Below are 18,987 nucleotides of genomic sequence, written 5' to 3' on the forward strand. Positions count from 1 at the left end.
ATTTGATTTATGAGTTATAACATAACATCATTGGCCGCTAACACGACATCTGTTCTAAGGAGTTCTGCATGAAACCTGGTATCCATCCTGATTACCGCCCTGTCCTTTTTCACGACACGACAGCTGACGCTTTCTTTCTGATCGGCTCCACCGTAGCCACCGATCGGACCTACAAGCACACGGATGGCGAGACGTACCCCTACGTCACGCTGGATGTATCCAGCTCTTCTCATCCGGTCTACACCGGTCAACAACGCCAGACCAAAGTCGAAGGCCGTATCGCGGGCTTCAACAAGCGTTTCGCAGGTTTTGCAGCGGCCAAACCCAGCCAGGAATAACCCGGAAGTAACCGTAGGGTGGAATCCGGCGGGGCTTCCACCGTCCCCACGTAATTTCAGTCGGATGCTGCAACATGGCGAACGGTGGATTGCGCGACTACATCGCTAATCCACCCTACATCCGACCCTGCCAACCCATTCGAGGTCGCGACCGTAGGGTCGAATCCTGCAGGTTTGTCACCGTTCCCAACGCGCCATCAATCGGATGCTGCAACGACGTGAATGGTGGATTAACCGCCTGCACCGCTAATCCCCCCAACCTCCGGTTCTGCCAACCAGTTCCAATCTGCGGCCGTAGCGTGACATCCCGCAGGGGCTTCCACCGTTGTCTGCGCACCGTTAGTCGGATACTGCGACAAGGCAAATGGTGGATTACGCGCCTACGCCGTTATTCCACCTTACATCCGACCTTGCCAACCAATTCCAGCCAGCGACCGTAGGGTGGAACCCGCAGAGCTTCCACCATTCATCATATTTGCCGGCCATCCACTAACCGAGCGCTGAGCACTCTCAAGACCGCAACATTTTGAAATGTTATGTAGTAACATTTTAGCTCCATCTCCCTATCGGTCTTCTTGCCATGTCACCTTTATCCCGCTATTCACTCACCCCTCTGGCTGCAGTGATTTTCGTCATCCACTCCGCCTATGGCGCCGAGACGATCAACCTTTCGCCGCAGATCGTAACGGCCAACCCGCTCCAACAGACCGCGCTCGCGTCGCCAACGAGCATCGTCTCGGGTGACGATTTAGTGAAGCGGGAATCTGGGCAACTGGGCGAAACACTAAGAAATCTGCCAGGCGTCTCCGCGAGCTACTTCGGCCCCGCGGCCAGCCGCCCTATCATTCGTGGGTTCGATGGCGATCGCATTCGCATCCTGCGCAATGGCGTCGGCGCGCTGGATGCTTCATCCCTGTCCTACGATCACGCGGTCCCTTACGATTCCGCCAACGCGGAGCGGATCGAAGTCGTTCGTGGCCCCGCCGCGTTGTTGTATGGCGGCAGTGCTGTGGGCGGTGTCGTTAACACTTTGGACAACCGCATTCCTACGGCTCCGGTAGAAGGGATCCATGGTGGCGGTGAAGTCCGCTACGGCGGCGCGGATACGACGCGGAGTGCAGCCGGCAAGATCGAGGCGGGCAATGGTCAGTTCGCCTTGCACGTCGACGGTAACTCGCGCCAATTCAACGACACCCGCATCCCTGGTCACGCGCATTCCAGCCGCCAGCACGCAATCGACGGCGATACCCGTCAACATCGCGTAGACAACAGCGATGGTCGCCAGGACGGCGGCGCGGTGGGCGGTTCCTATCACTGGGACCACGGATACGTAGGCCTTTCCTACGATGAATACGACGGCAACTACGGCTCTCCCGCAGAGGACGCCGTTCGTATCGATATGGAGCAGCGTCATTACGCCATGGCGTCCGAGATTCGCGATCTCGAAGGTCCGTTCAGCTCTGTAAAGCTGGACTTCGGACATACGACCTACGAACACCGCGAAATCGAAGATGGCGAAGTCGGCACGACATTCAAGAACGACGGTTATGAAGCCCGTGTCGAGGCGCGGCACCAACCGTTCGGTCCGGTCGAAGGCGTGGTTGGACTACAGGTCGCCAGCAGCCGCTTCCAGGCGCTCGGCGAGGAAGCGTTCGTTCCCAAGACGGATACCGATAGCGGCGCCCTGTTCATTCTCGAAGACTGGCAAGCCACGGAGCGTTTGGATCTCACTTTGGGAGGACGCCTGGAACATACACGCTTGCGTCCGGACGCTGGCGGCAATGAACGGTTCGAAAACGCCGAAAGCTCGCACAGCTTTACCGCGGGTAGCCTGTCCTTCGGCTCGCTCTATACGCTGACCGATATCTGGTCGCTGGCTGGCACCTTGAGCTACACCGAACGCGCGCCTACGTTCTACGAGCTCTATGCCAATGGCCCTCATGAAGCGACCGGCACCTACGAAGTGGGTGACGCCGATGCAGAGAAAGAGAAATCCTGGTCCACGGACCTCGCACTGCGCTTCGATAACGATCGCCACAAAGGGAGCGTTGGCGTCTTCTACAGTCGGTTCTCGAACTACATCGGCCTGCTCGGTAGCGGACGCTACCTGGACGAAGACGGTGCGGAAGTCGATGCAGGCGACGACGAAGCACTGCCAGAATACCTGTACAGCGGCGTAAAAGCGGACTTCTGGGGAATCGAAGCCCAAGACCACTGGCACCTCGCGCAAACCCCTTATGGTGAGTTCGCCCTACAGAGCTCAGCCGATTACACGAGGGCCAAGAACAAGGATACCGGCGAGCCCCTGCCCCGCATTTCACCGCTGCGTTTGAATACGGCGCTGCTTTGGAACCTGCAGCAATGGCAGGCAAGTGTGGGTGTCGAGCATGCCAGCGCCCAACGCCGCGTGCCGGACGAAGAACTCTCGACCGATGGCTACACCACCCTGAATGCAAGCCTTGGCTATCATTTCGATCTTGGCGACAGCCAGTGGTTAGCCTTCATCAAGGGAGACAATCTGAACAACCAGACCGTGCGTTACGCGAGCTCCATCCTGCGGGACGAGGTGCCGGCGGCCGGACGTAGCATCGAGGCGGGTGTGAAAGTCGCCTTCTAACGAAGATGTGCTGTCCGCGTCGGCGCCTCAAGCCGCACGCGGACAACAACCATTCTTTGCGCGTATAGGCGCTAGATTTATTGCCCAATCATGTACGCGGCCTACGCGCCATGAACGTCACCCAACCGCTCTTTCAGTGCGTTGAGACCACCCGCGTACGTCGCCTCCAGAATAGACTTCGCCTCCGCTTCGGGGACGCCATCCGCTTCGAAGGTACTCGACCATTCAACGCGGGAGCCTTTCTCCCACGCCGTTACCTGCAGGGTCGCCAGATACCCGCGAACGGGTAGCGGAGCCCGCTCGATCGTATAGCGATAGTTGCGCTCTTGTTCATTGAACACCTGCAGCCGTTCGACGATGACACCGCCGTCTTCGAGTGTCAGTGTACGAACGCGACCTCCCTCGCCCGCTTCACTCGCCGTGATCATCGGCAGCCATTTGGGCAGGGAATCGAAGCCACCTATTAACCGCCATACCTGCTCGGCCGGGTGTTCGAGATCGATAGAGGCGTAAACATGAATCATAAGTCACCTTTCACTTAGGTTCGAAAAAGCGGTTTAAATGTTCGCCAGAGCGAATGAAAGACCATCCTTGTAAACCATTTGAAGGCGCGAGTTCCCAATTGCACAAGAAGACCACTCTCCCCGTGAAAGTCTGCGCTCATTGTGGCCGCCCCTTCACCTGGCGGAAAAAGTGGGAGCGCTGTTGGGACGACGTGCGCTATTGCTCCGAACGTTGTAGGCGCAGTCGAACGCGCGATACATGAGCCTGGCATTACTCATTGCATAGGACTTGACCAGGCCTAACGATCACTTACGGCGTTTCAGCCGTGGTGCTGCTCTTCGGCTTCACGAGCTCTCGTCTCGATAACGCTCCACCAGAAAGTCAACGAACGCCCTCACCCTCGCCGGCATGGCCGCTCCACCAACGAACACGGCATTAATCGGCTCACGATCACCTGGGTTGTAATCCTCCAACAGCGGAACCAGCGCCCCTGTTTTCAGATCTTCCTCGACACTGAACGTCCCCACGCGAGTAATGCCTGCGCCGATCCTCGCCAGTTGGGACAACGCTTCGCCACTGTTGCTCTCGATCGTGCCCGATACCTTCAGATAGAAATCGCTACCATCCTCGAAAAAGGGCCAATCCGGTATGGCGCGCCGGAAATTGAAACGCAGGCAGTTATGCTTGAGCAGGTCCGCGGGAACTTGGGGCGTGCCGTGACGGGCAAGATAGTCGGGGGATGCGACAACTACCTGTCCAGTTTCTCCAATCTGGCGCGCAGTCAAAGGACTATCAGCCAGCCTTCCGAAGCGAATCGCGATATCGGCTTCGCCTCCTAGGATATCGACCACCTCATCGCTCAGTACGAGGTCCACCACGATGGCTGGATGACGGGCGCTGAATTCCGCAACAAGCGGCAGGAGCGACAATCGCCCATGCGCCAGCGCGCCACTCACTCGGATTCGTCCTTTGGGTACACCTTGATGGGTAATCGCATCTTCGACTTCGGCGAGGTCCGCGAGAATCCTTCTGGCCGCGCGCAGATAGGTCTCACCTTCAGCAGTGAACGTGATAGCACGCGTTGTGCGTATCAGTAAGCGCGTGCCAATCCGCTTTTCTATACGCGCAACGATCCGGCTAATGGAAGACGGCGTAAGTCCAAGAATGCGCCCGGCTGCGGAAAGACTGCCCTTCTCTGCGATCGTCGCAAAGACGGCCATTTCGCCTGATCGCCCATTGATATCCATCTATGCACCCAGCGCAAAAGTGATGTTCCAACGGCGGGGCTACCGCCAAGAAGGATCGGATCGTAGCATCGTGCTCACAAATCAGGAGCCACTATGCGTATTAATCCACCTCTCGTTGCGTTATCCATCGGCGCCTTTGGCATCGGTGTTACCGAGTTCGCGCCAATGGGCATGCTTCCGGGTATCGCCGCGGATCTCGATGTATCTATACCTACCGCGGGTTTGTTGGTTAGCGCATATGCATTCGGCGTCCTGATCGGCGCGCCGCTGATGACCCTCGCCACCACCAGGGTGCCTCGTCGTCATCTACTGGTGGGGCTGATGGCCATCTTCACGCTTGGCAATCTGCTATCGGCCCTGGCAGCAGACTACGCTACCTTGCTGATGGCACGGGTTGTTACCTCCCTTAACCATGGCGCTTTTTTCGGCATTGGCTCGGTGGTCGCCGCCAGCGTGGTGCCGCCGGACAAACGCGCTGGCGCGGTCGCGGCAATGTTCATGGGGCTGACCATTGCAACCATCGGCGGCGTGCCGCTCGCCACGTGGTTCGGCGAAACGTTCGGATGGCGCACAGCATTCTGGGGAATCACCGTGCTGGGTGCGATGGCCATGGCATCACTCTGGTGGGCATTGCCGGACATCGCGGCACCCAAAGGGGACGGCATGATGGCTGAAATCCGTGTACTGGGTCGTGGTCCAGTATTGGCAGCATTGGCATTGACCGTGGTCGGATCGAGCGCGATGTTTACCGTGTTCACCTACATCGCGCCCATCCTGCGCGAAGCCACGGGCGCGTCGACGACCTTCGTCACCGCCATGCTGGTGCTATTTGGTGTCGGGCTGACGCTTGGCAACATCTGGGGCGGCAAAGGCGCGGACCGATCGGTCGATCGCACCCTGGTCGTCTCCCTCGGCGTGCTCATCGCGGTACTGATTGCCTTCGCTTTTCTCATGCGCTGGCCCCTGTCTGCGGCGATCGCCATCCTCATTTGGGGCGCCGCGAGCTTCGCACTGGTACCACCGCTGCAAACCCGCGTGATGGAAGCCGCAAAGGATGCGCCGAATCTTGCGTCCGCGGTAAACATCGGCGCGTTCAATTTCGGCAACGCCATCGGTGCCGTATTGGGTGGCGCGGTGATCAACGCGGGCCTGGGCTATCCAGCCATTTCCCTCGCAGGAGCAGCGATGGCCGCTGTCGGCCTGGTGATGGTATTGGCGATGATCCAACGCTCGAAGCGCGCAGTACCGGCGGCCTGTTGCGCGATTGCTGACTAAGGTCGGGTCTGATGCATCGTTGATCAGAAAACGGGGCCCTAGGTGGGCTTTGTTTTCGTTCGAAACGTCGCAGGCTTAGAAGCCTTTCTGCTTCCCACACCGAGCAACACGCGCCCCCGCCAAAGCGCTGCCCGAACAGCACACTAAAGCAAAACAGAGCACATGAGGCCTAGTGAATCCGGAGACGATTGATACAATCGCCGGCAGATCGTCCGCCCCCAAAAGCAACCCGCCGCCGATCTGAACGAATCAATCTGTGTCTCGACCCGCCCTTCTCTTTCTGCGCAAGGCTGCCAATGGACACCGTTTGTGTCATCGACGATGAGCTCGCTGTTCGGAAGGCGGTTGTCAATCTCCTCAAATCGGAAGGCTATGACGCCATCTCCTTTTCATCAGGGGAAAGCCTGCTCGAATTCGATGGCAAGCACGCGATCTCTTGTCTCCTCATGGACCTCAATATGCCCGGTCTGACTGGCCGCGAGACATACGGCCAGCTGCTGAGTGCCGGCTACCAGATTCCTATCATCTACATGACGGCAGAAACGGACGGGCAGGATGCAGCGGCCCTAACGAAAGTTGATAGCGTCCGACTCCTAGCCAAACCCTTTACTGCAGAAGCGCTGCTACGAGCGCTACGCGCGATCGCCTAGGAAGCGCGGACATGGCGATGACCCGAGGTCCCGATAACCGGCCACTCTATCGATTGGACTTTAGTGGCGAATGGCCAAAATGCGCATCTCGAATCGCCGTCGATAACATCAATGGCTTGCACCGTTGGCGTGCATTCGATGAACGCACAGGGCGTTCTTGGATGCTCGTCGCTCCCGAATCGGCGCAAGTAAACGATCCACGTCTGGACCGCGAGTTTGCGCTCGCCCCACGCCTGTCTGCCGAATGGGCCGTCGTGCCGCAGGCATTACTGCTTACACCGCAGGGCCAGATGCTAGTACTCGACGACGAAGATAGCGTTCCGCTGTCGACCATGCGGGCCTCCACTATCCAAGCCGAACAGTTTTTCACGCTGGCCATCTCGGCAGCCGCGGCGTTGAACGACGTACACCAGGCAGGCATGGTCCATCGTGATATCCAGCCGGCCAACCTCCTGTGCCGAGCCGACGGAGTCGTGCGCATCACGGGATTCGCGTTTGCTTCGGTCAAAGGACAACCACTCGGTACGGCGAGCGAAGTCGGGTCATCCAGCCTGGCTTATCTCGCCCCAGAGCTGGCAAACTGCGGGTATGAATCCGCGACCATTCGTAGCGATCTCTACGCGCTGGGTATCACGCTGTTCGAACTGGCCACCGGAACTCGACCGTTCGAGGCGGAGGATGCGCCAGGTTGGCTACACGCGCATTTAGCGATACCGCCACCGTTGATGAAGTCGTTGCGGGCCGACCTTCCCGCGTGCGTCGAGCCCCTGGTCGGCCGTCTGATCTGCAAGCAGCCAGGATTGCGTTATGCCTCCGCGCTGGAATTGGAAGCCGACCTAAGGCGCTGTTTTGACGATTGGCAGGAGGCGGACGCCGCAACGGCTGGAGAGGCGCGCGGAGATGGAGGGAAGATATCCTCTTTAGTGGGTAGAGCGCAGGAGTCCCGGGATCTTCAGCACGCGCTCACTCGGTTGCTCGATGGAAAAGGAGGAATCGTTTTAGTTCATGGCGAAGCCGGGGTCGGTAAAACGTCACTGGTAAGCGCCGGATTCGCGGATCACGGCCATCGCTATCTCTATGCAATGAGCAAGTGCAAGGCGCTCGGCTATGCCAATCCGTACGGATTCCTTGCGTCGGCAATCTCTTCCTTATGCACGAGCCTGTGTTCCGGGGTGCCTTACGGAAGGTCGTATTGGGCACCAAGGCTTAGAGCGGCCGTCGGCGAATACGGGGGAGCCGTTACCCGCCTAATGCCCGAACTCGAGCTGATCACCGGCCCGCTCCGCTCCGAGATCGCGCCCCGCATCAGCGAAACGCGCCGGCACTTGCACGGGACGTTGCTGAGCGTTTTGCAGGCAATAGCGACCGAAGATCATCCGTTAGTGCTCTTTCTGGACGACCTTCAATGGGCGGATGCGGAGTCGCTTACGTTTCTCCGCGAACTCGATGCCGATCTCTTTAAGCACGTTCTTCTCGTCATAGCCTACCGCAGCGATGCTGTAGCGCCCGGTACTGACATCGATCGTTATCTTCGGCACTGTCGGGCGCTGCCCTGCTGGATGCAGGACATCTCGCTGGGACCGATCGACGGCGGGACGATAGCAGCCCTCCTGATGACGGACCCATCCCTCTCAGCCATCGAGCGCGACCGACTCCATGCGCGGTTATCACAAGAGGGTGCAGTCAATCCGCTGTATCTAAGTCAGGCGATTGCGGCCATACGCGAGAACGCGACCGTTGCGGACACTTCGCTGGGTGTAATGTCGTCGCTGATGGATCTGCGATTTGCACATCTGCCGACAAAAACAATGGATGTGTTGGAGAAGCTCGCGCTGCTCGGAAACGAAACCGGACTCGAAGAGTTGGCGTGTGCCTGCGACGCGACAGGCCGATCGCTAAGGATGTGGCTTAAACCCGCACTCGCCGCAGGTTTGATAGCGGAACACCGCACAGGGCTGAGCTTCACCCATGACTCGATCTGGGAAGCGCTGCTCGCGCGCCTGTCACAAGCCTCAATCCAGGCGATGCACTTGGAATTCGCTATTCGTTTCACTCAAGCCGTTGCCGAGGATCGTCAGCCGAAGCGTGTTCATCGTGCCGCGTCCCACGTACTTCGGGTGCCGGCGGATGCCTTCGACGGCTGCTGTCACGAAACACTCGTTGAACTGCTAATCGAAGCGGCTTACCAGGCGCGCGGCAGGGTCGCCGCCACGGTTGCCTTGGATTATCTGGAATATGCCCAACGCCTACAGCCGGATATCACAACCGGAGACGGTGATCGTGCCTGTGGCCTAAGAATCGTGTACGGGCAGTGTTTGATCCTGGATGCCGCCTATGAGGCTGCCGACCGATACATCAATGAACATCTGGCGCAGACGAAGCGATTCGACCATTGCGCCGACCTCTATCGCTTACGGTGTGAAATCTGCTCACTGCAAGGCAACTACCGGGCTGCACTGGACTCCATCCGAAGCGGTATAGCGACCCTCGCACCCGATATTTCTTTGACACTGGAACGACCCGCGGCGGATCGTCTTGGGCGGGCCGTAAATGACTTGATTGGTCCCAACCCAAAGAACCGTTTTGCCGCGCTCCAATACCTGGATGACGATCAGGTACAGGCCGTTATCGATTTGCTGCGCGCAATTATCGTCCCGGGCTCGTTCGTGGAACCCGACCTGATGCTGATTGCGTCTAGTCACATCGTCCGGCTCACACTGGAATACGGCATCAGCGCCGCCGGCGTGGAGGGGCTCGCCTGGTTCGGCGTCTGCATGGCGCATCATCATGGCCTTTACGACCAGGCTTCGGCCTACACCGAATTGGCGGCCGACTTAAGCGAGCAATCGCGTTTTGCCAAGGTGCGCGGCGCCGCATTGATTGCGCTGGAGCGAACGAGCGTATGGACAAAACCGCTCCCCTACGCACTCGAGTGTGCCGAATCCGCACACCGATTCCTCATCGCCAAAGGAAGTCCGAGTTTCGCCTGCTACGCCAACAACCACATTATCTCGGACCTGCTCGTACTTGGCGCGCCCATCGAGCGGATGCTGCGGCAAATCGATACCGGCCTGAAATACGCCAAACATCTCGAATTCACCGATGCTCAAAGCATTCTCTATACCCAAGCGCTGTATATCCGCCGCCTTGCCGGCGAGTTTAGTGATTCGATTCCCACCCCTAGCCCTGCCGAGCTCGAAAAACGGGTTGCCCGCTCGCAAATGGCGGAACTGCGGTTCCTATGGGAGCTGTTCGAGGGCCTCTTTCAGTTCCTCGAAGGCGCCCTGAGCAGCGCATCGCGCCACCTCGACAATGCGTGGGAGCTTTCCTGGTCAGCACCTGTGCACATCCACTTGATAGACCTGGCTCTGTTCACGGTACTGAACAGGGCCGCGTTGCAAACGCAGACCGGTGTCATCCAGGACTTTGAGCGACCGATGCAGCGCCTGCAATCAGCTGCCGATACAAACCCGAGATATTTCGGCGACCGCCTTGCGTTGGCCAAGGGCGAAATCCAGCGCATCGAAGGCAATCACCTGCAAGCGCTTCTTCACTATGAGGACGCGATAGACAAGGCTGGAGCCTGCGGTGCGATCCATATTCAAGGTCTCGGCCATGAGTTGGAAAGCCGGTGCCTGGCCTTGGTCAACATGCATTACGGCGCGCGGGTCCACCTTCGTCTTGCCCGAGACGCATGGCGACGGTGGGGCGCCAAGCGCCTGGCAGATCGACTGGAAATGTTGAACCCCGCCTTGCGCGACGCACCGCAACTTGCACCCACCCTGGCATTACCTGGCAAGAGCGAACTGGATGTCTTGGCGATTACCAAGGCTTGCCAAGCGTTGTCGAGGGAAATCGAACCAGAAGCACTGATCAAAACCCTACTAAGCAATGCCACCACGCATGCGGGGGCCACGTTCACAGCCCTGCTGCTCGTCGCAGAGGGCAGGCTCTCGATCGAAGCAACGGGCGTCGCCCGCCCGAGCGGTATAGAAATCAACCTTCGTGATGATCTTCCCCACAACACCGCGGTGTCGATGAGCGTGGTCCAACATGTAATGGAGCATCGGGAACCACTGGCCATGAACGGCACCGAAGCACTGCGCAGGTTCAGCCAGGATCCCTATCTACTGGACCTCGAACGAGGGTCCGTAGGGTGTATTCCACTGCTCAAGCAAAACGCAGTCATTGGTTTGCTGTATCTCGAAAATGCCCTGATTCCTGGCATCTTTGAGCCCGCCCGAGTGGACGTACTCGAATTGCTGGCCGCTCAGGCAGCCATCTCACTGAGTAACGCGCGCCTTTACAGCGATCTCAGCGCGGAGAATGAGCGGCGCCGGGCTAGTGAAGATACCTTGCGCCGTACCCAGGCGCTCATGGCGCTCGGCCAGGCTGTGAACAGGTACGGGACCTTTGCGTGGAAGCCGTGCGAGGCCGCATCGTTATGGTCCGACCGGCTGCTCGATCAAGTTGGCCTTCCCCTACCCGAAAACAAGGAATACCTCGTCGATCCCACGGGCCTGGTACATCCTGATGAGCGAACGCTTTTCGCCGGACGATTGAGTCACATCGTCACTGCCCACGAGCCCTTCCGTCTTACGTTCAGAACGGTGGCGCTTGGAGGCAGCTGTCACTATCTAGAGCTCGCCGGCGAACCTGATGACGCGGGAGACGGCTTCATCGGGGTGCTGCTGGATATCACCGACCGAACGCAGACCGAGATCGCGCTGCGTGCCGCGCGCGGCGAGCTGGAACGTACTTCCCAGGCCAGCATCCTGGGAGAGCTGGCCGCATCGATTGCTCACGAAATCAATCAGCCTCTGGCGTCGATCCTATCGAATGCGGGTGCCAGCATTCGTTGGCTGGATCGAGAAACGCCTGAAGTCGACGATGCACTTGAAGGCATTCGCGACATCGTTTCCGAAGGCAAAAGAGCCGCTGAGATCGTCAATGCCATGCGTTCGTTGGCGCGCCAGGCTCCACCGCAATGCAAACGCTTTGCGGTCGACCGAATGATTCACGATGTCCTGTCACTTACTAAAGCGGATATCCAGGATCAAAACGTGAGTCTCGTGCTAGACATCGCTCCAGCGATCAACGCATGGGGTGATCCCACGCAAATACAGCAAGTCGTTCGCAATTTGATCACGAATGCCGTAGAGGCGATGCAGCATCTGCCGCCGCTAACGCGTCGGCTATGCCTCTCGGCGCATTCGATGGGGGACGAAATCCTGGTAATTGTTCAGGACAGTGGTCCGGGCGTCTCACCCAGCGCGGAAGACCAGGTGTTCCAGGCGTTCTATACAAACAAACCCACTGGCATGGGGATGGGATTGGCGATCTGCTGGTCGATTATCAGCGCGCATGGCGGTTCACTCAGGTTCACCCGAGGACGTCGTGGCGAAAGCCTGTTCTTCTTTACCTTGCCCCTGGCCACGGACGACGCGACATGCCGCTAGCGACTACGCCAAGACGTTCTCCGAGCGCTTGATGCTGGTGAGCCCAAGAAGCGGCCACGACGTTCAGAACTGCCAGCGCACGGACACCAAACTCGAGTATGCCGCATGGCCGTATACAGCCGCCTGTTGTCAGGATACTTCCGCTTTTAGTCCGCCCATTGCCACCTGCTTGAATAATAATGATTCCTAGAAAAACATCCCGCTTACGTCTTTACCTCTGCGGGATGCCCCATCGCGACGCGGGCCACAACGGGCTATGCCAGCCAAGGCATCTGTACGTTGCGCGATTAACCCAGGCTCAAAGGGTGATAAGCGTGGTTAACCTTGGCTCGGCTCTTATTTCGCTCGACGGCGGGCGACTCAAAAAAGATGGCACGCTCCTTCCTATGAGCCGACCAGCTGAACAGATCTTCAAAGTTCTGTTGTCCTCCCTTAACCAGCTGGTCACCAAAGAAGAACTACTCTCTGCCGTGTGGCCGGACCGAGTGGTCGAAGAGAACAACCTGCAAGTTCATATCTCCTCTATCCGCAAGATTGCCGGCCTTGATCGCGCCACGCTGGAAACGGTTTCAGGCCGCGGCTACCGCCTGAACGTTATGGAAGCCGGGGGTAGCGATACAACCGTCGTGCCTCCGACACGACATCGTGCTTTCCAGACCGTCGAGCCCGTCGCCTGCGTGCACGTGGTGGATGACGAATGTTTAGTAAAAACGGCTTTGGTACGCCAACTCCGATCAGCCGGTATCACGGCCCTGGGGCATGCGTCGGCTGATGAGTTTTTAGCCACCTGTGACTTTACCGCTCCGAGTTGCCTTCTCCTTGACGTCAGGCTGGCCCAAAGCAGCGGTTTCGACCTGCAAGCGGAACTTGCGAAACGCCAAGCCCCCATACCCATCGTCTTCATGACCGGCTTTGGAACGATCGATATGTCGGTGCGGGCAATGAAGGCCGGCGCTGAAAGTTTTCTCACCAAACCCATGGACGAAGCCGAACTGCTTCGTGTCGTGAGCGAGGCAATGATTCGCGCCAAGGTTTGGCATGAAGAAACGGCCGCCGACTACGCCATTCGCGGTCGATATGACCGTTTGAGCGAACGCGAGAAAGAGGTTTTCAAAGGGGTGGTCGCCGGCTACATGAACAAGGAGATCGCGATGGCGCTGGGCGTGCAAGAAGTGACGGTCAAGGTCTACAAGAAAAATGTAATGCTGAAGATGGGCGCGACGAAACTCGTCGAGCTCATCGATATGTCACGGGTCGTCCTCCCAGAGCGCACGCGCAAAACGGCTTAGGCGATTGCGCTGCCTTATAGCCCGCTCATGTGTCGGTCGTTCACCTACTCCCCGTTCTCCTATAGCGACCACCGACCTGGTACACGCAGGGGGCGATCAGGTTCATCCGAATTGATACCGATATTGTGCGGGGCTCAACTTCAGTCGAGCACTGAAAAGGGCTCGCATCTGCCGCGTGCTACCAAATCCGCTGCGAGCAGCAATCGTCTTCAACGGCAGGTCGGTCGACTCCAGTAAGTTACGCGCCGAATCGATGCGGGCCGTCAGCACGAATTCCATGGGTGACAGGCCCGTTTCGCGGGTAAACACGCGGCTGAAGTTTCGCGGGCTCATGTTGGCGATCTCTGCCAGGGCGGACACCGTGTGCGGGATGCCGACATTGTCGATGACATACCGCTGGATAGCCTGCATCTGTGTGTCGTTTTCCCCTGTCGGCACTGACAACATAGGACTGAACTGGGTCTGCCCGCCTTGACGTTGCGTCACTACCAGCAGCACCTTGGCGACGTCCAACGCGATGGATTTGCCATGGTGTTCGGTCAAAACCGAAAGTGCCAGGTCTATCCCGGCGGTGACGCCGCCGCAGGAGATCATCGGTCCGTCTCGTAGGTAGATCGCTTCTGCCTGTACTTGCGCATTCGGGAAGCGTGTCGCGAGGCGTTCCTGGTAATGCCAATGCGTCGTGACCCGGCGACCGTCTAACAGTCCAGCTTCCCCAAGCAGGAACGCTCCCGTGCATACGGAACCGTAAGTGCAGCAATTATCAACGGTGCCGCGCAACCAGAGGGCGATGTCCCGGTGATCGCCGCTATAAGCGCCAGGTCCACCTGGAACCAACAGCACATCGTAGGCCGTAGGTGCTTCTTCGATGCTGTAGTCCGCGAACATGCGTAAACCGTTGGATGCCCGAAGCTCCTTGCGCGTCGGTGATATCGTCATCAGACGATAGTGCTTGTCAGCTGGCAGATATCGGTTCGCCAAAGAAAAAACGTCGATGGGTCCAGCTGCGTCCAGCATGAGGACGTCGTCGAAAAGCAGCAGGCCGACTGTGCGCATGGTGAGCTCTAACCTTATTCGTACGCTTCGCTTTGCCGATTAGAGCACGTAGTGCTATCGCCTTGCTCGGGGTCTGAGGCATGTCAGGCGCACGGCGCATGAGTTGAAATGGACGCCAACGCTGAGTGAACCGGCGATCGCCATTTTCAGGAATTTTCAGGATCCGAAGAAGGACTCGACGTGCCTGGCGCGCGCAGCCTATTGCGGTCACTCAGGGAGACTGCAATGGATACAACCACTGCCGACCAAGAAACCTATCAGCTCGCAAGGGACCTAAAAGCTGCGCTGCAAACCGCGAGGCATTCCGGGTCGGAGCGTTTTTATCAGCTGGGCTTACGCCTTTGCCAACATCTGCTCGTCAAGTACGAGGATCTGAACCCCGCAACTGTCGCGACAGGCCCGGTTGCGCTGGCCGCCTGGCAGGAGCGGAAGGCGAAACACATACTGGGATCGACCCAACAGGACAAACTGCTCATCGCAGAGGTCGCGTCGCAATGCGCCATGTCCAGAAGCCACTTTTCCCGCGCCTTCAAGAAATCCACGGGGATGTCACCGCAGGAATGGTCGCTCAATTCCCGGATAGAGCGGGCGCAACGCTTGCTCACCGAGAGTTCGCTATCCATGTGCCAGATTGCGCTGGAGTGTGGCTTCGCCGACCAGTCCCATTTCTCGCGGACGTTCAGCAAGCTGACCGGCACCTCGCCAAAGCGTTGGCAGCGTTGCCAATCACCCGTGAGTCAACACCAATGCGCGACGTTATCGGTACAGACATATCCCTAGGGATAGTCCCACGCTGCGCTTAGGAGATCAGCCTTCTATGCGAGGGTTGGCCTCCAGCGAGGCGTTCATGGAACCGTCCACTTTCCATGCCAAATGCGCACCGCGGCACTGAATATACATCTCACGGCTGTGAAAGCTATCGGCTGCTACATGGGCGTCCGCTTCTTCCTCGGACGCTTTGGCGATGCTGTTGCGCGCCAGCACTTCATACCCGTCAGTCGTGCAGAGCGCCGCGGCCGCCGTAGAGCACGCCGACCACCGCCCCATCAGCCCACCACACTTCACCAGATAGCCCATATCCCCGCTCTGGAAATACGCATGTTCGGAACTGGCGCAACCAGTCAACAGCGTGAACGCGATGAATGACAGGGACAAGGCAGCTGACTTGAGCGGGCGGGCAATGTTCATGAGGGTGCTCCTGAGTGTTGGAGCCATCTTAGGAGCGGCAGGGTCGCCGCTATAAATCGTTCCTCACGATGTTCGACATTCCGAACGCTGATGCCTACATACCTTGCTAGAGCGGGCCAGGCGCCTCGCTTGCGGTCATATAGCTGACTATCCGCTCACGCAGCCAACGTTCGGCAGGGTCCTGGTCACCCGCAGCGCGCCAGACCATCATCAGTTTCGAAGGGACGATATCGAACGGCGGATCTTCTGCGACGATACCGCCGCCGCAAACCAAGGCCGCCGCCACGTAATCAGGGATGGTGGCGATGAAGTCGGAGTTGCGAATCAGGGCGCCGAGACCGCTGAAATGCGGGACCGCCAGTGACACCCGCCGGCGGCGGCCGTGCCGCGCGAGATCGTCGTCGATGTTGCCGCTCAGGTCGCCTGACATCGACACCAGTGCGTGGGGCCGCTCGCAATAATCGTCCAACGTCAGCGGCCCACGACCATCATCGGCGCGGATGGCCACCGCCTTGATGTTGCGCAAGGTCCGGCATTTTGCGTTAGCCGGCAATTGCGTGGTGTAGCTGATACCCGTGGATATCTCGCCGGTCGCCAACAGCCCTGGAAGCAGAAGGAAATTGGCAGGTCGAACGACCATTACGCAGTTAGGGGCCTCAGTACGCAACTGGCTTAGCAATCCGGGCAAAAGTCCACACTCCACGTCGTCGGACATGCCAATGCGGAACACCGCGTCGCTCGATGCCGGATCGAACGCCTGCAGCTCGCTAATGGCCTGCGCGATCCCGTCGAGCGCTTCAGGAAGGCGCCGATGAATGTCCAGTGCCCGCGGTGTTGGCTCCATCGCCCGACCATTGCGCACGAACAATTGATCGTCGAAGAACGCCCTCAGGCGAAGCAATGCCGCGCTGATCGCAGGCTGGCCAAGAAAGAGCTTTTCCGCGGTACGGGTCAGGTTGCGTTCATGCATCAGGCTTTCGAAAACGATGAGCAGGTGCAGGTCCACCTTGCGCAGGTCGTTACGGTTCATGGCGACTCCAAAAACGGAACTGCCCGGCACGAGGCCGGGCAGTCGATAGCGTGCGGCAAGGCGCCGCCAGCGGGTTACTTGTTGTTCACGAGCGTGAAGTAGCTCGTCATCAGGTTGCGGTAGTTCGGGATGTGATTCGACAGCAGCGCACCCAGGCCCTCGATGTCGTTGCGCCAGTCGCGGTGCAGCTCGCAGGCGACGCTGAACCAGTTCATCATCTGCGCACCGGCCGCGTTCATGCGCGCCCACGCCGCCTGCTGGACCGTCTTGTCGAAGGTGCCCGAGGCATCGGTCACGACGAAAACATCGAAGCCTTCAGCGAGCGCCGACAGGGTTGGGAACGCAACGCAAACGTCAGTTACAACACCTGCAATGATCAGCTGCTTGCGGCCCGTCGCTTTGATCGCTGCAACGAAATCTTCGTTGTCCCATGCGTTGATCTGACCGGGACGCGCAACGTAAGGCGCGTCAGGGAACATGTCCTTCAGCTCGGGAACGAGCGGGCCGTTGGGGCCTTGCTCGAAGCTGGTTGTCAGGATGGTTGGCAGTTCGAAGAATTTGGCGCACGCGGCCAGCGCCAGAACGTTGTTCTTAAAGTCGCTGGGCGTGAAGTCCTGCACCAGCGAAATCAGGCCAGCTTGGTGGTCGACGAGCAGTACGACGGCATCGTCTTTGTTAAGGCGGTTATATGGCTTGCTCATGATGTAGCTCCTGTTTCGATTTACGAGAGATAGGTCGCCAGTCAGGCCGGCTTCCCAAGAAAATGACGAATGCGGACTTCGGTACCGAGTGTCATGTACTGTCGAGCAGCGGCCTCGATGCGTTGCTCTGCGCGGGTCACGCGGCCGTGATGACGAAGATGATCGAGCCAGGATTCGTCAAAGAAGAACTCGTGCCAAAGCCGAGGATTCTCGCTGTCTTGCATCAGCCCCCAGGACAACGATCCATTGCGGCGGCGCATGGCCCCCACGAACTGCATGGCATTCCGAAATACGTCCGCGTTCTCCAATGGAACGTCGTAGTCGATGGTCACCATCACCGGGCCGCGATCACAGTCGTAGTGTTCATCGAGCACAGGTGCCGGCCAGTGCATCGAAGGTGCAAGATCGTCCGCATCCGTTATGGGTAACTTCACGGCAAGGGTGAGCAGCACCCCGAGCAACAAGAATGCCCCGCCTCCAGTCAGCGCGATGGACAGCGACCAGTGACTGGCTACCGCCCCCCAGACGAGTCCACCCAACGCGCTACAGCCAAAAAAGACCAAGATATAAACTGCCAGGGCACGTGCCCTCACCCACGTGGGAACAGACGTCTGGGCCGCGACTTGCAGGCTCGACAACACGGCGATCCACGCTGCTCCGCTGACGAGCATCACCGGAATGAGTGCGGCGAAGTCGCGTAGCCCCGCCAGAGCGAACAGTACGCAGGCGTATGCGCAGCTGGCCAATGCGACGACCGCACTGTTCGAAATCAACCGGCGCAGCGTAGGCAGCAGCATCGCCCCGCCCACCGCGCCGAGCCCGACGCACCCCAGCAAGATGCCGAAGTCTGCAGCCGTGCCAAGCAGCTCCTTGCGAACCAGAATCGGCAGCAACGCCATACCTGCGCTCGCACCGATAAAGAATGCTGCGGTGCGCAGCAGAACAGCCTGCAATGGCCGCGCGCTTCGGGCATACCGAAACCCCGCACGGATCGCCCCCATGAACCGCTCCGCCGGTAGAAGCGGCGCCACGGTTTCGGTTCTCCAACAGAACAACGCGACCATCACCGCTAAGAATGAAATGGCGTTTAGCGCGAACGTCAGCCAGGGCCCACTTAAGCTGACGAGAAATCCTGCCAGGGCCGGGCCGATGGCGCGGGCCACATTGACGCCCAGGCTCGACAGTGCGATCGCTGCCGGTAATACCTCCTTGGCGACGACCTCCGGCGTGATAGCCGACCAGGCCGGCATCATCAATGCCGTGCCGATCCCCATGCACAACGTCAGGATGAGCAGCACCGGTACACTCATCCATCCCGTCAGGGTCAATACCGCAAGCGTTAGCGCAACGCAGGCCATCCACGCCTGAACCCAGAGCAAGTAGCGGCGTTTGTCGACGATGTCCGCGAGCGCGCCGGCCGGCAGTGCCAGGAAGAACATCGGTAGCGCGCTGGCCACCTGAACCATCGCAACGGCGAGGGGGCTAGCGGACAGCGAGGTCATCAGCCAACCCGCGCCGACCTCATGCATCCAGGTACCGATGTTCGACGCGATACTGGCCAGCCAGAGCCATCGAAACACCCGGTTCGACAGCGGCGCCCAAGGGCCCTCTGTGCGTTGCGTCATGGCACTGT

At 59.0% G+C, this 18,987-nt stretch carries 15 protein-coding genes; 8 read left to right on the top strand and 7 right to left on the bottom strand.

Annotation, left to right across the window (positions count from 1 at the left end):
- Nucleotides 1-68: 68 nt before the first annotated feature.
- Both IEY47_RS05830 and IEY47_RS05835 read left to right on the top strand, forming a co-directional pair.
- Nucleotides 69-338 (top strand): type B 50S ribosomal protein L31, encoded by a 270-nt coding sequence (locus IEY47_RS05830; RefSeq protein ID WP_188982208.1) that lies wholly within the window; start codon nucleotides 69-71, stop codon nucleotides 336-338.
- A gap of 580 nt (nucleotides 339-918) precedes the next feature.
- Nucleotides 919-2,955, top strand: coding sequence for a TonB-dependent receptor (locus tag IEY47_RS05835; RefSeq protein WP_188982209.1), 2,037 nt, complete (start codon nucleotides 919-921; stop codon nucleotides 2,953-2,955).
- Nucleotides 2,956-3,056: 101 nt separating this feature from the next.
- Here the strand turns inward: IEY47_RS05835 and IEY47_RS05840 are convergent, their stop codons facing one another.
- Complete coding sequence (locus tag IEY47_RS05840) at nucleotides 3,057-3,479, bottom strand: SRPBCC family protein (protein WP_188982210.1); 423 nt, start codon at nucleotides 3,477-3,479, stop codon at nucleotides 3,057-3,059.
- Nucleotides 3,480-3,577: 98 nt separating this feature from the next.
- Here IEY47_RS05840 and IEY47_RS05845 point away from each other — a divergent pair, with 98 nt between their 5' ends.
- Nucleotides 3,578-3,721 carry a DUF2256 domain-containing protein gene (locus IEY47_RS05845; RefSeq protein WP_229779242.1) on the top strand — a complete coding sequence of 48 codons (144 nt, stop codon included), beginning with the start codon at nucleotides 3,578-3,580 and terminating at the stop codon, nucleotides 3,719-3,721.
- 82 nt (nucleotides 3,722-3,803) lie between these two features.
- Here IEY47_RS05845 and IEY47_RS05850 read toward each other — a convergent pair whose 3' ends face one another.
- Nucleotides 3,804-4,706 (bottom strand): LysR family transcriptional regulator, encoded by a 903-nt coding sequence (locus tag IEY47_RS05850; protein WP_188982212.1) that lies wholly within the window; start codon nucleotides 4,704-4,706, stop codon nucleotides 3,804-3,806.
- A gap of 93 nt (nucleotides 4,707-4,799) precedes the next feature.
- Here IEY47_RS05850 and IEY47_RS05855 point away from each other — a divergent pair, with 93 nt between their 5' ends.
- The 4 genes from IEY47_RS05855 (at nucleotide 4,800) to IEY47_RS05870 (ending at nucleotide 13,379) form a co-directional block, all read left to right on the top strand.
- The gene (locus tag IEY47_RS05855; RefSeq protein ID WP_188982213.1) at nucleotides 4,800-5,981 is read left to right on the top strand and encodes an MFS transporter; all 1,182 of its coding nucleotides are present in this window, start codon (nucleotides 4,800-4,802) and stop codon (nucleotides 5,979-5,981) included.
- A gap of 296 nt (nucleotides 5,982-6,277) precedes the next feature.
- Complete coding sequence (locus IEY47_RS05860) at nucleotides 6,278-6,631, top strand: response regulator transcription factor (protein ID WP_188982214.1); 354 nt, start codon at nucleotides 6,278-6,280, stop codon at nucleotides 6,629-6,631.
- 11 nt (nucleotides 6,632-6,642) lie between these two features.
- Entirely contained in the window at nucleotides 6,643-12,090 is a 5,448-nt protein-coding gene (locus IEY47_RS05865; protein ID WP_188982215.1) for a trifunctional serine/threonine-protein kinase/ATP-binding protein/sensor histidine kinase, read from the top strand.
- 314 nt (nucleotides 12,091-12,404) lie between these two features.
- Complete coding sequence (locus IEY47_RS05870; RefSeq protein ID WP_188982216.1) at nucleotides 12,405-13,379, top strand: response regulator; 975 nt, start codon at nucleotides 12,405-12,407, stop codon at nucleotides 13,377-13,379.
- A 102-nt stretch (nucleotides 13,380-13,481) separates the two neighbouring features.
- On the opposite strand, the gene IEY47_RS05875 is transcribed toward IEY47_RS05870, so the two are convergent.
- Nucleotides 13,482-14,435 carry a GlxA family transcriptional regulator gene (locus IEY47_RS05875; protein ID WP_188982217.1) on the bottom strand — a complete coding sequence of 318 codons (954 nt, stop codon included), beginning with the start codon at nucleotides 14,433-14,435 and terminating at the stop codon, nucleotides 13,482-13,484.
- 225 nt (nucleotides 14,436-14,660) lie between these two features.
- Between IEY47_RS05875 and IEY47_RS05880 the strand changes: the two genes are divergently transcribed.
- Nucleotides 14,661-15,215: a helix-turn-helix domain-containing protein gene (locus IEY47_RS05880; RefSeq protein WP_188982218.1), complete on the top strand. Its 555-nt coding sequence runs from the start codon at nucleotides 14,661-14,663 to the stop codon at nucleotides 15,213-15,215.
- Between the two features lie 27 nt (nucleotides 15,216-15,242).
- Here IEY47_RS05880 and IEY47_RS05885 read toward each other — a convergent pair whose 3' ends face one another.
- The 4 genes from IEY47_RS05885 to IEY47_RS05900 form a co-directional block, all read right to left on the bottom strand.
- Nucleotides 15,243-15,623 (bottom strand): hypothetical protein, encoded by a 381-nt coding sequence (locus IEY47_RS05885; protein WP_188982219.1) that lies wholly within the window; start codon nucleotides 15,621-15,623, stop codon nucleotides 15,243-15,245.
- Nucleotides 15,624-15,729: 106 nt separating this feature from the next.
- Nucleotides 15,730-16,653, bottom strand: coding sequence for a LysR substrate-binding domain-containing protein (locus IEY47_RS05890; protein ID WP_188982220.1), 924 nt, complete (start codon nucleotides 16,651-16,653; stop codon nucleotides 15,730-15,732).
- A gap of 74 nt (nucleotides 16,654-16,727) precedes the next feature.
- A complete protein-coding gene (gene ycaC / locus IEY47_RS05895) occupies nucleotides 16,728-17,354 on the bottom strand; it encodes an isochorismate family cysteine hydrolase YcaC (RefSeq protein ID WP_188982221.1) in 627 nt (208 codons plus the stop codon).
- Between the two features lie 41 nt (nucleotides 17,355-17,395).
- Nucleotides 17,396-18,979 (bottom strand): MFS transporter, encoded by a 1,584-nt coding sequence (locus IEY47_RS05900; protein WP_188982222.1) that lies wholly within the window; start codon nucleotides 18,977-18,979, stop codon nucleotides 17,396-17,398.
- Nucleotides 18,980-18,987 lie beyond the last annotated feature (8 nt).

The sequence above is a fragment of the Pseudomonas matsuisoli genome (assembly GCF_014647635.1).
Lineage (GTDB): Bacteria > Pseudomonadota > Gammaproteobacteria > Pseudomonadales > Pseudomonadaceae > Pseudomonas_P > Pseudomonas_P matsuisoli.

Bases quoted from the DNA above. Each gene is read 5' to 3' on its own strand.
- IEY47_RS05860 (WP_188982214.1), top strand. From the start codon at position 6,278: ATGGACACCGTTTGTGTCATCGACGATGAGCTCGCTGTTCGGAAGGCG.
- IEY47_RS05865 (WP_188982215.1), top strand. From the start codon at position 6,643: ATGGCGATGACCCGAGGTCCCGATAACCGGCCACTCTATCGATTGGAC.
- IEY47_RS05850 (WP_188982212.1), bottom strand. From the start codon at position 4,706: ATGGATATCAATGGGCGATCAGGCGAAATGGCCGTCTTTGCGACGATC.
- IEY47_RS05855 (WP_188982213.1), top strand. From the start codon at position 4,800: ATGCGTATTAATCCACCTCTCGTTGCGTTATCCATCGGCGCCTTTGGC.
- IEY47_RS05875 (WP_188982217.1), bottom strand. From the start codon at position 14,435: ATGCGCACAGTCGGCCTGCTGCTTTTCGACGACGTCCTCATGCTGGAC.
- IEY47_RS05880 (WP_188982218.1), top strand. From the start codon at position 14,661: ATGGATACAACCACTGCCGACCAAGAAACCTATCAGCTCGCAAGGGAC.
- IEY47_RS05840 (WP_188982210.1), bottom strand. From the start codon at position 3,479: ATGATTCATGTTTACGCCTCTATCGATCTCGAACACCCGGCCGAGCAG.
- IEY47_RS05900 (WP_188982222.1), bottom strand. From the start codon at position 18,979: ATGACGCAACGCACAGAGGGCCCTTGGGCGCCGCTGTCGAACCGGGTG.
- IEY47_RS05830 (WP_188982208.1), top strand. From the start codon at position 69: ATGAAACCTGGTATCCATCCTGATTACCGCCCTGTCCTTTTTCACGAC.
- IEY47_RS05890 (WP_188982220.1), bottom strand. From the start codon at position 16,653: ATGAACCGTAACGACCTGCGCAAGGTGGACCTGCACCTGCTCATCGTT.
- IEY47_RS05885 (WP_188982219.1), bottom strand. From the start codon at position 15,623: ATGAACATTGCCCGCCCGCTCAAGTCAGCTGCCTTGTCCCTGTCATTC.
- ycaC (WP_188982221.1), bottom strand. From the start codon at position 17,354: ATGAGCAAGCCATATAACCGCCTTAACAAAGACGATGCCGTCGTACTG.
- IEY47_RS05835 (WP_188982209.1), top strand. From the start codon at position 919: ATGTCACCTTTATCCCGCTATTCACTCACCCCTCTGGCTGCAGTGATT.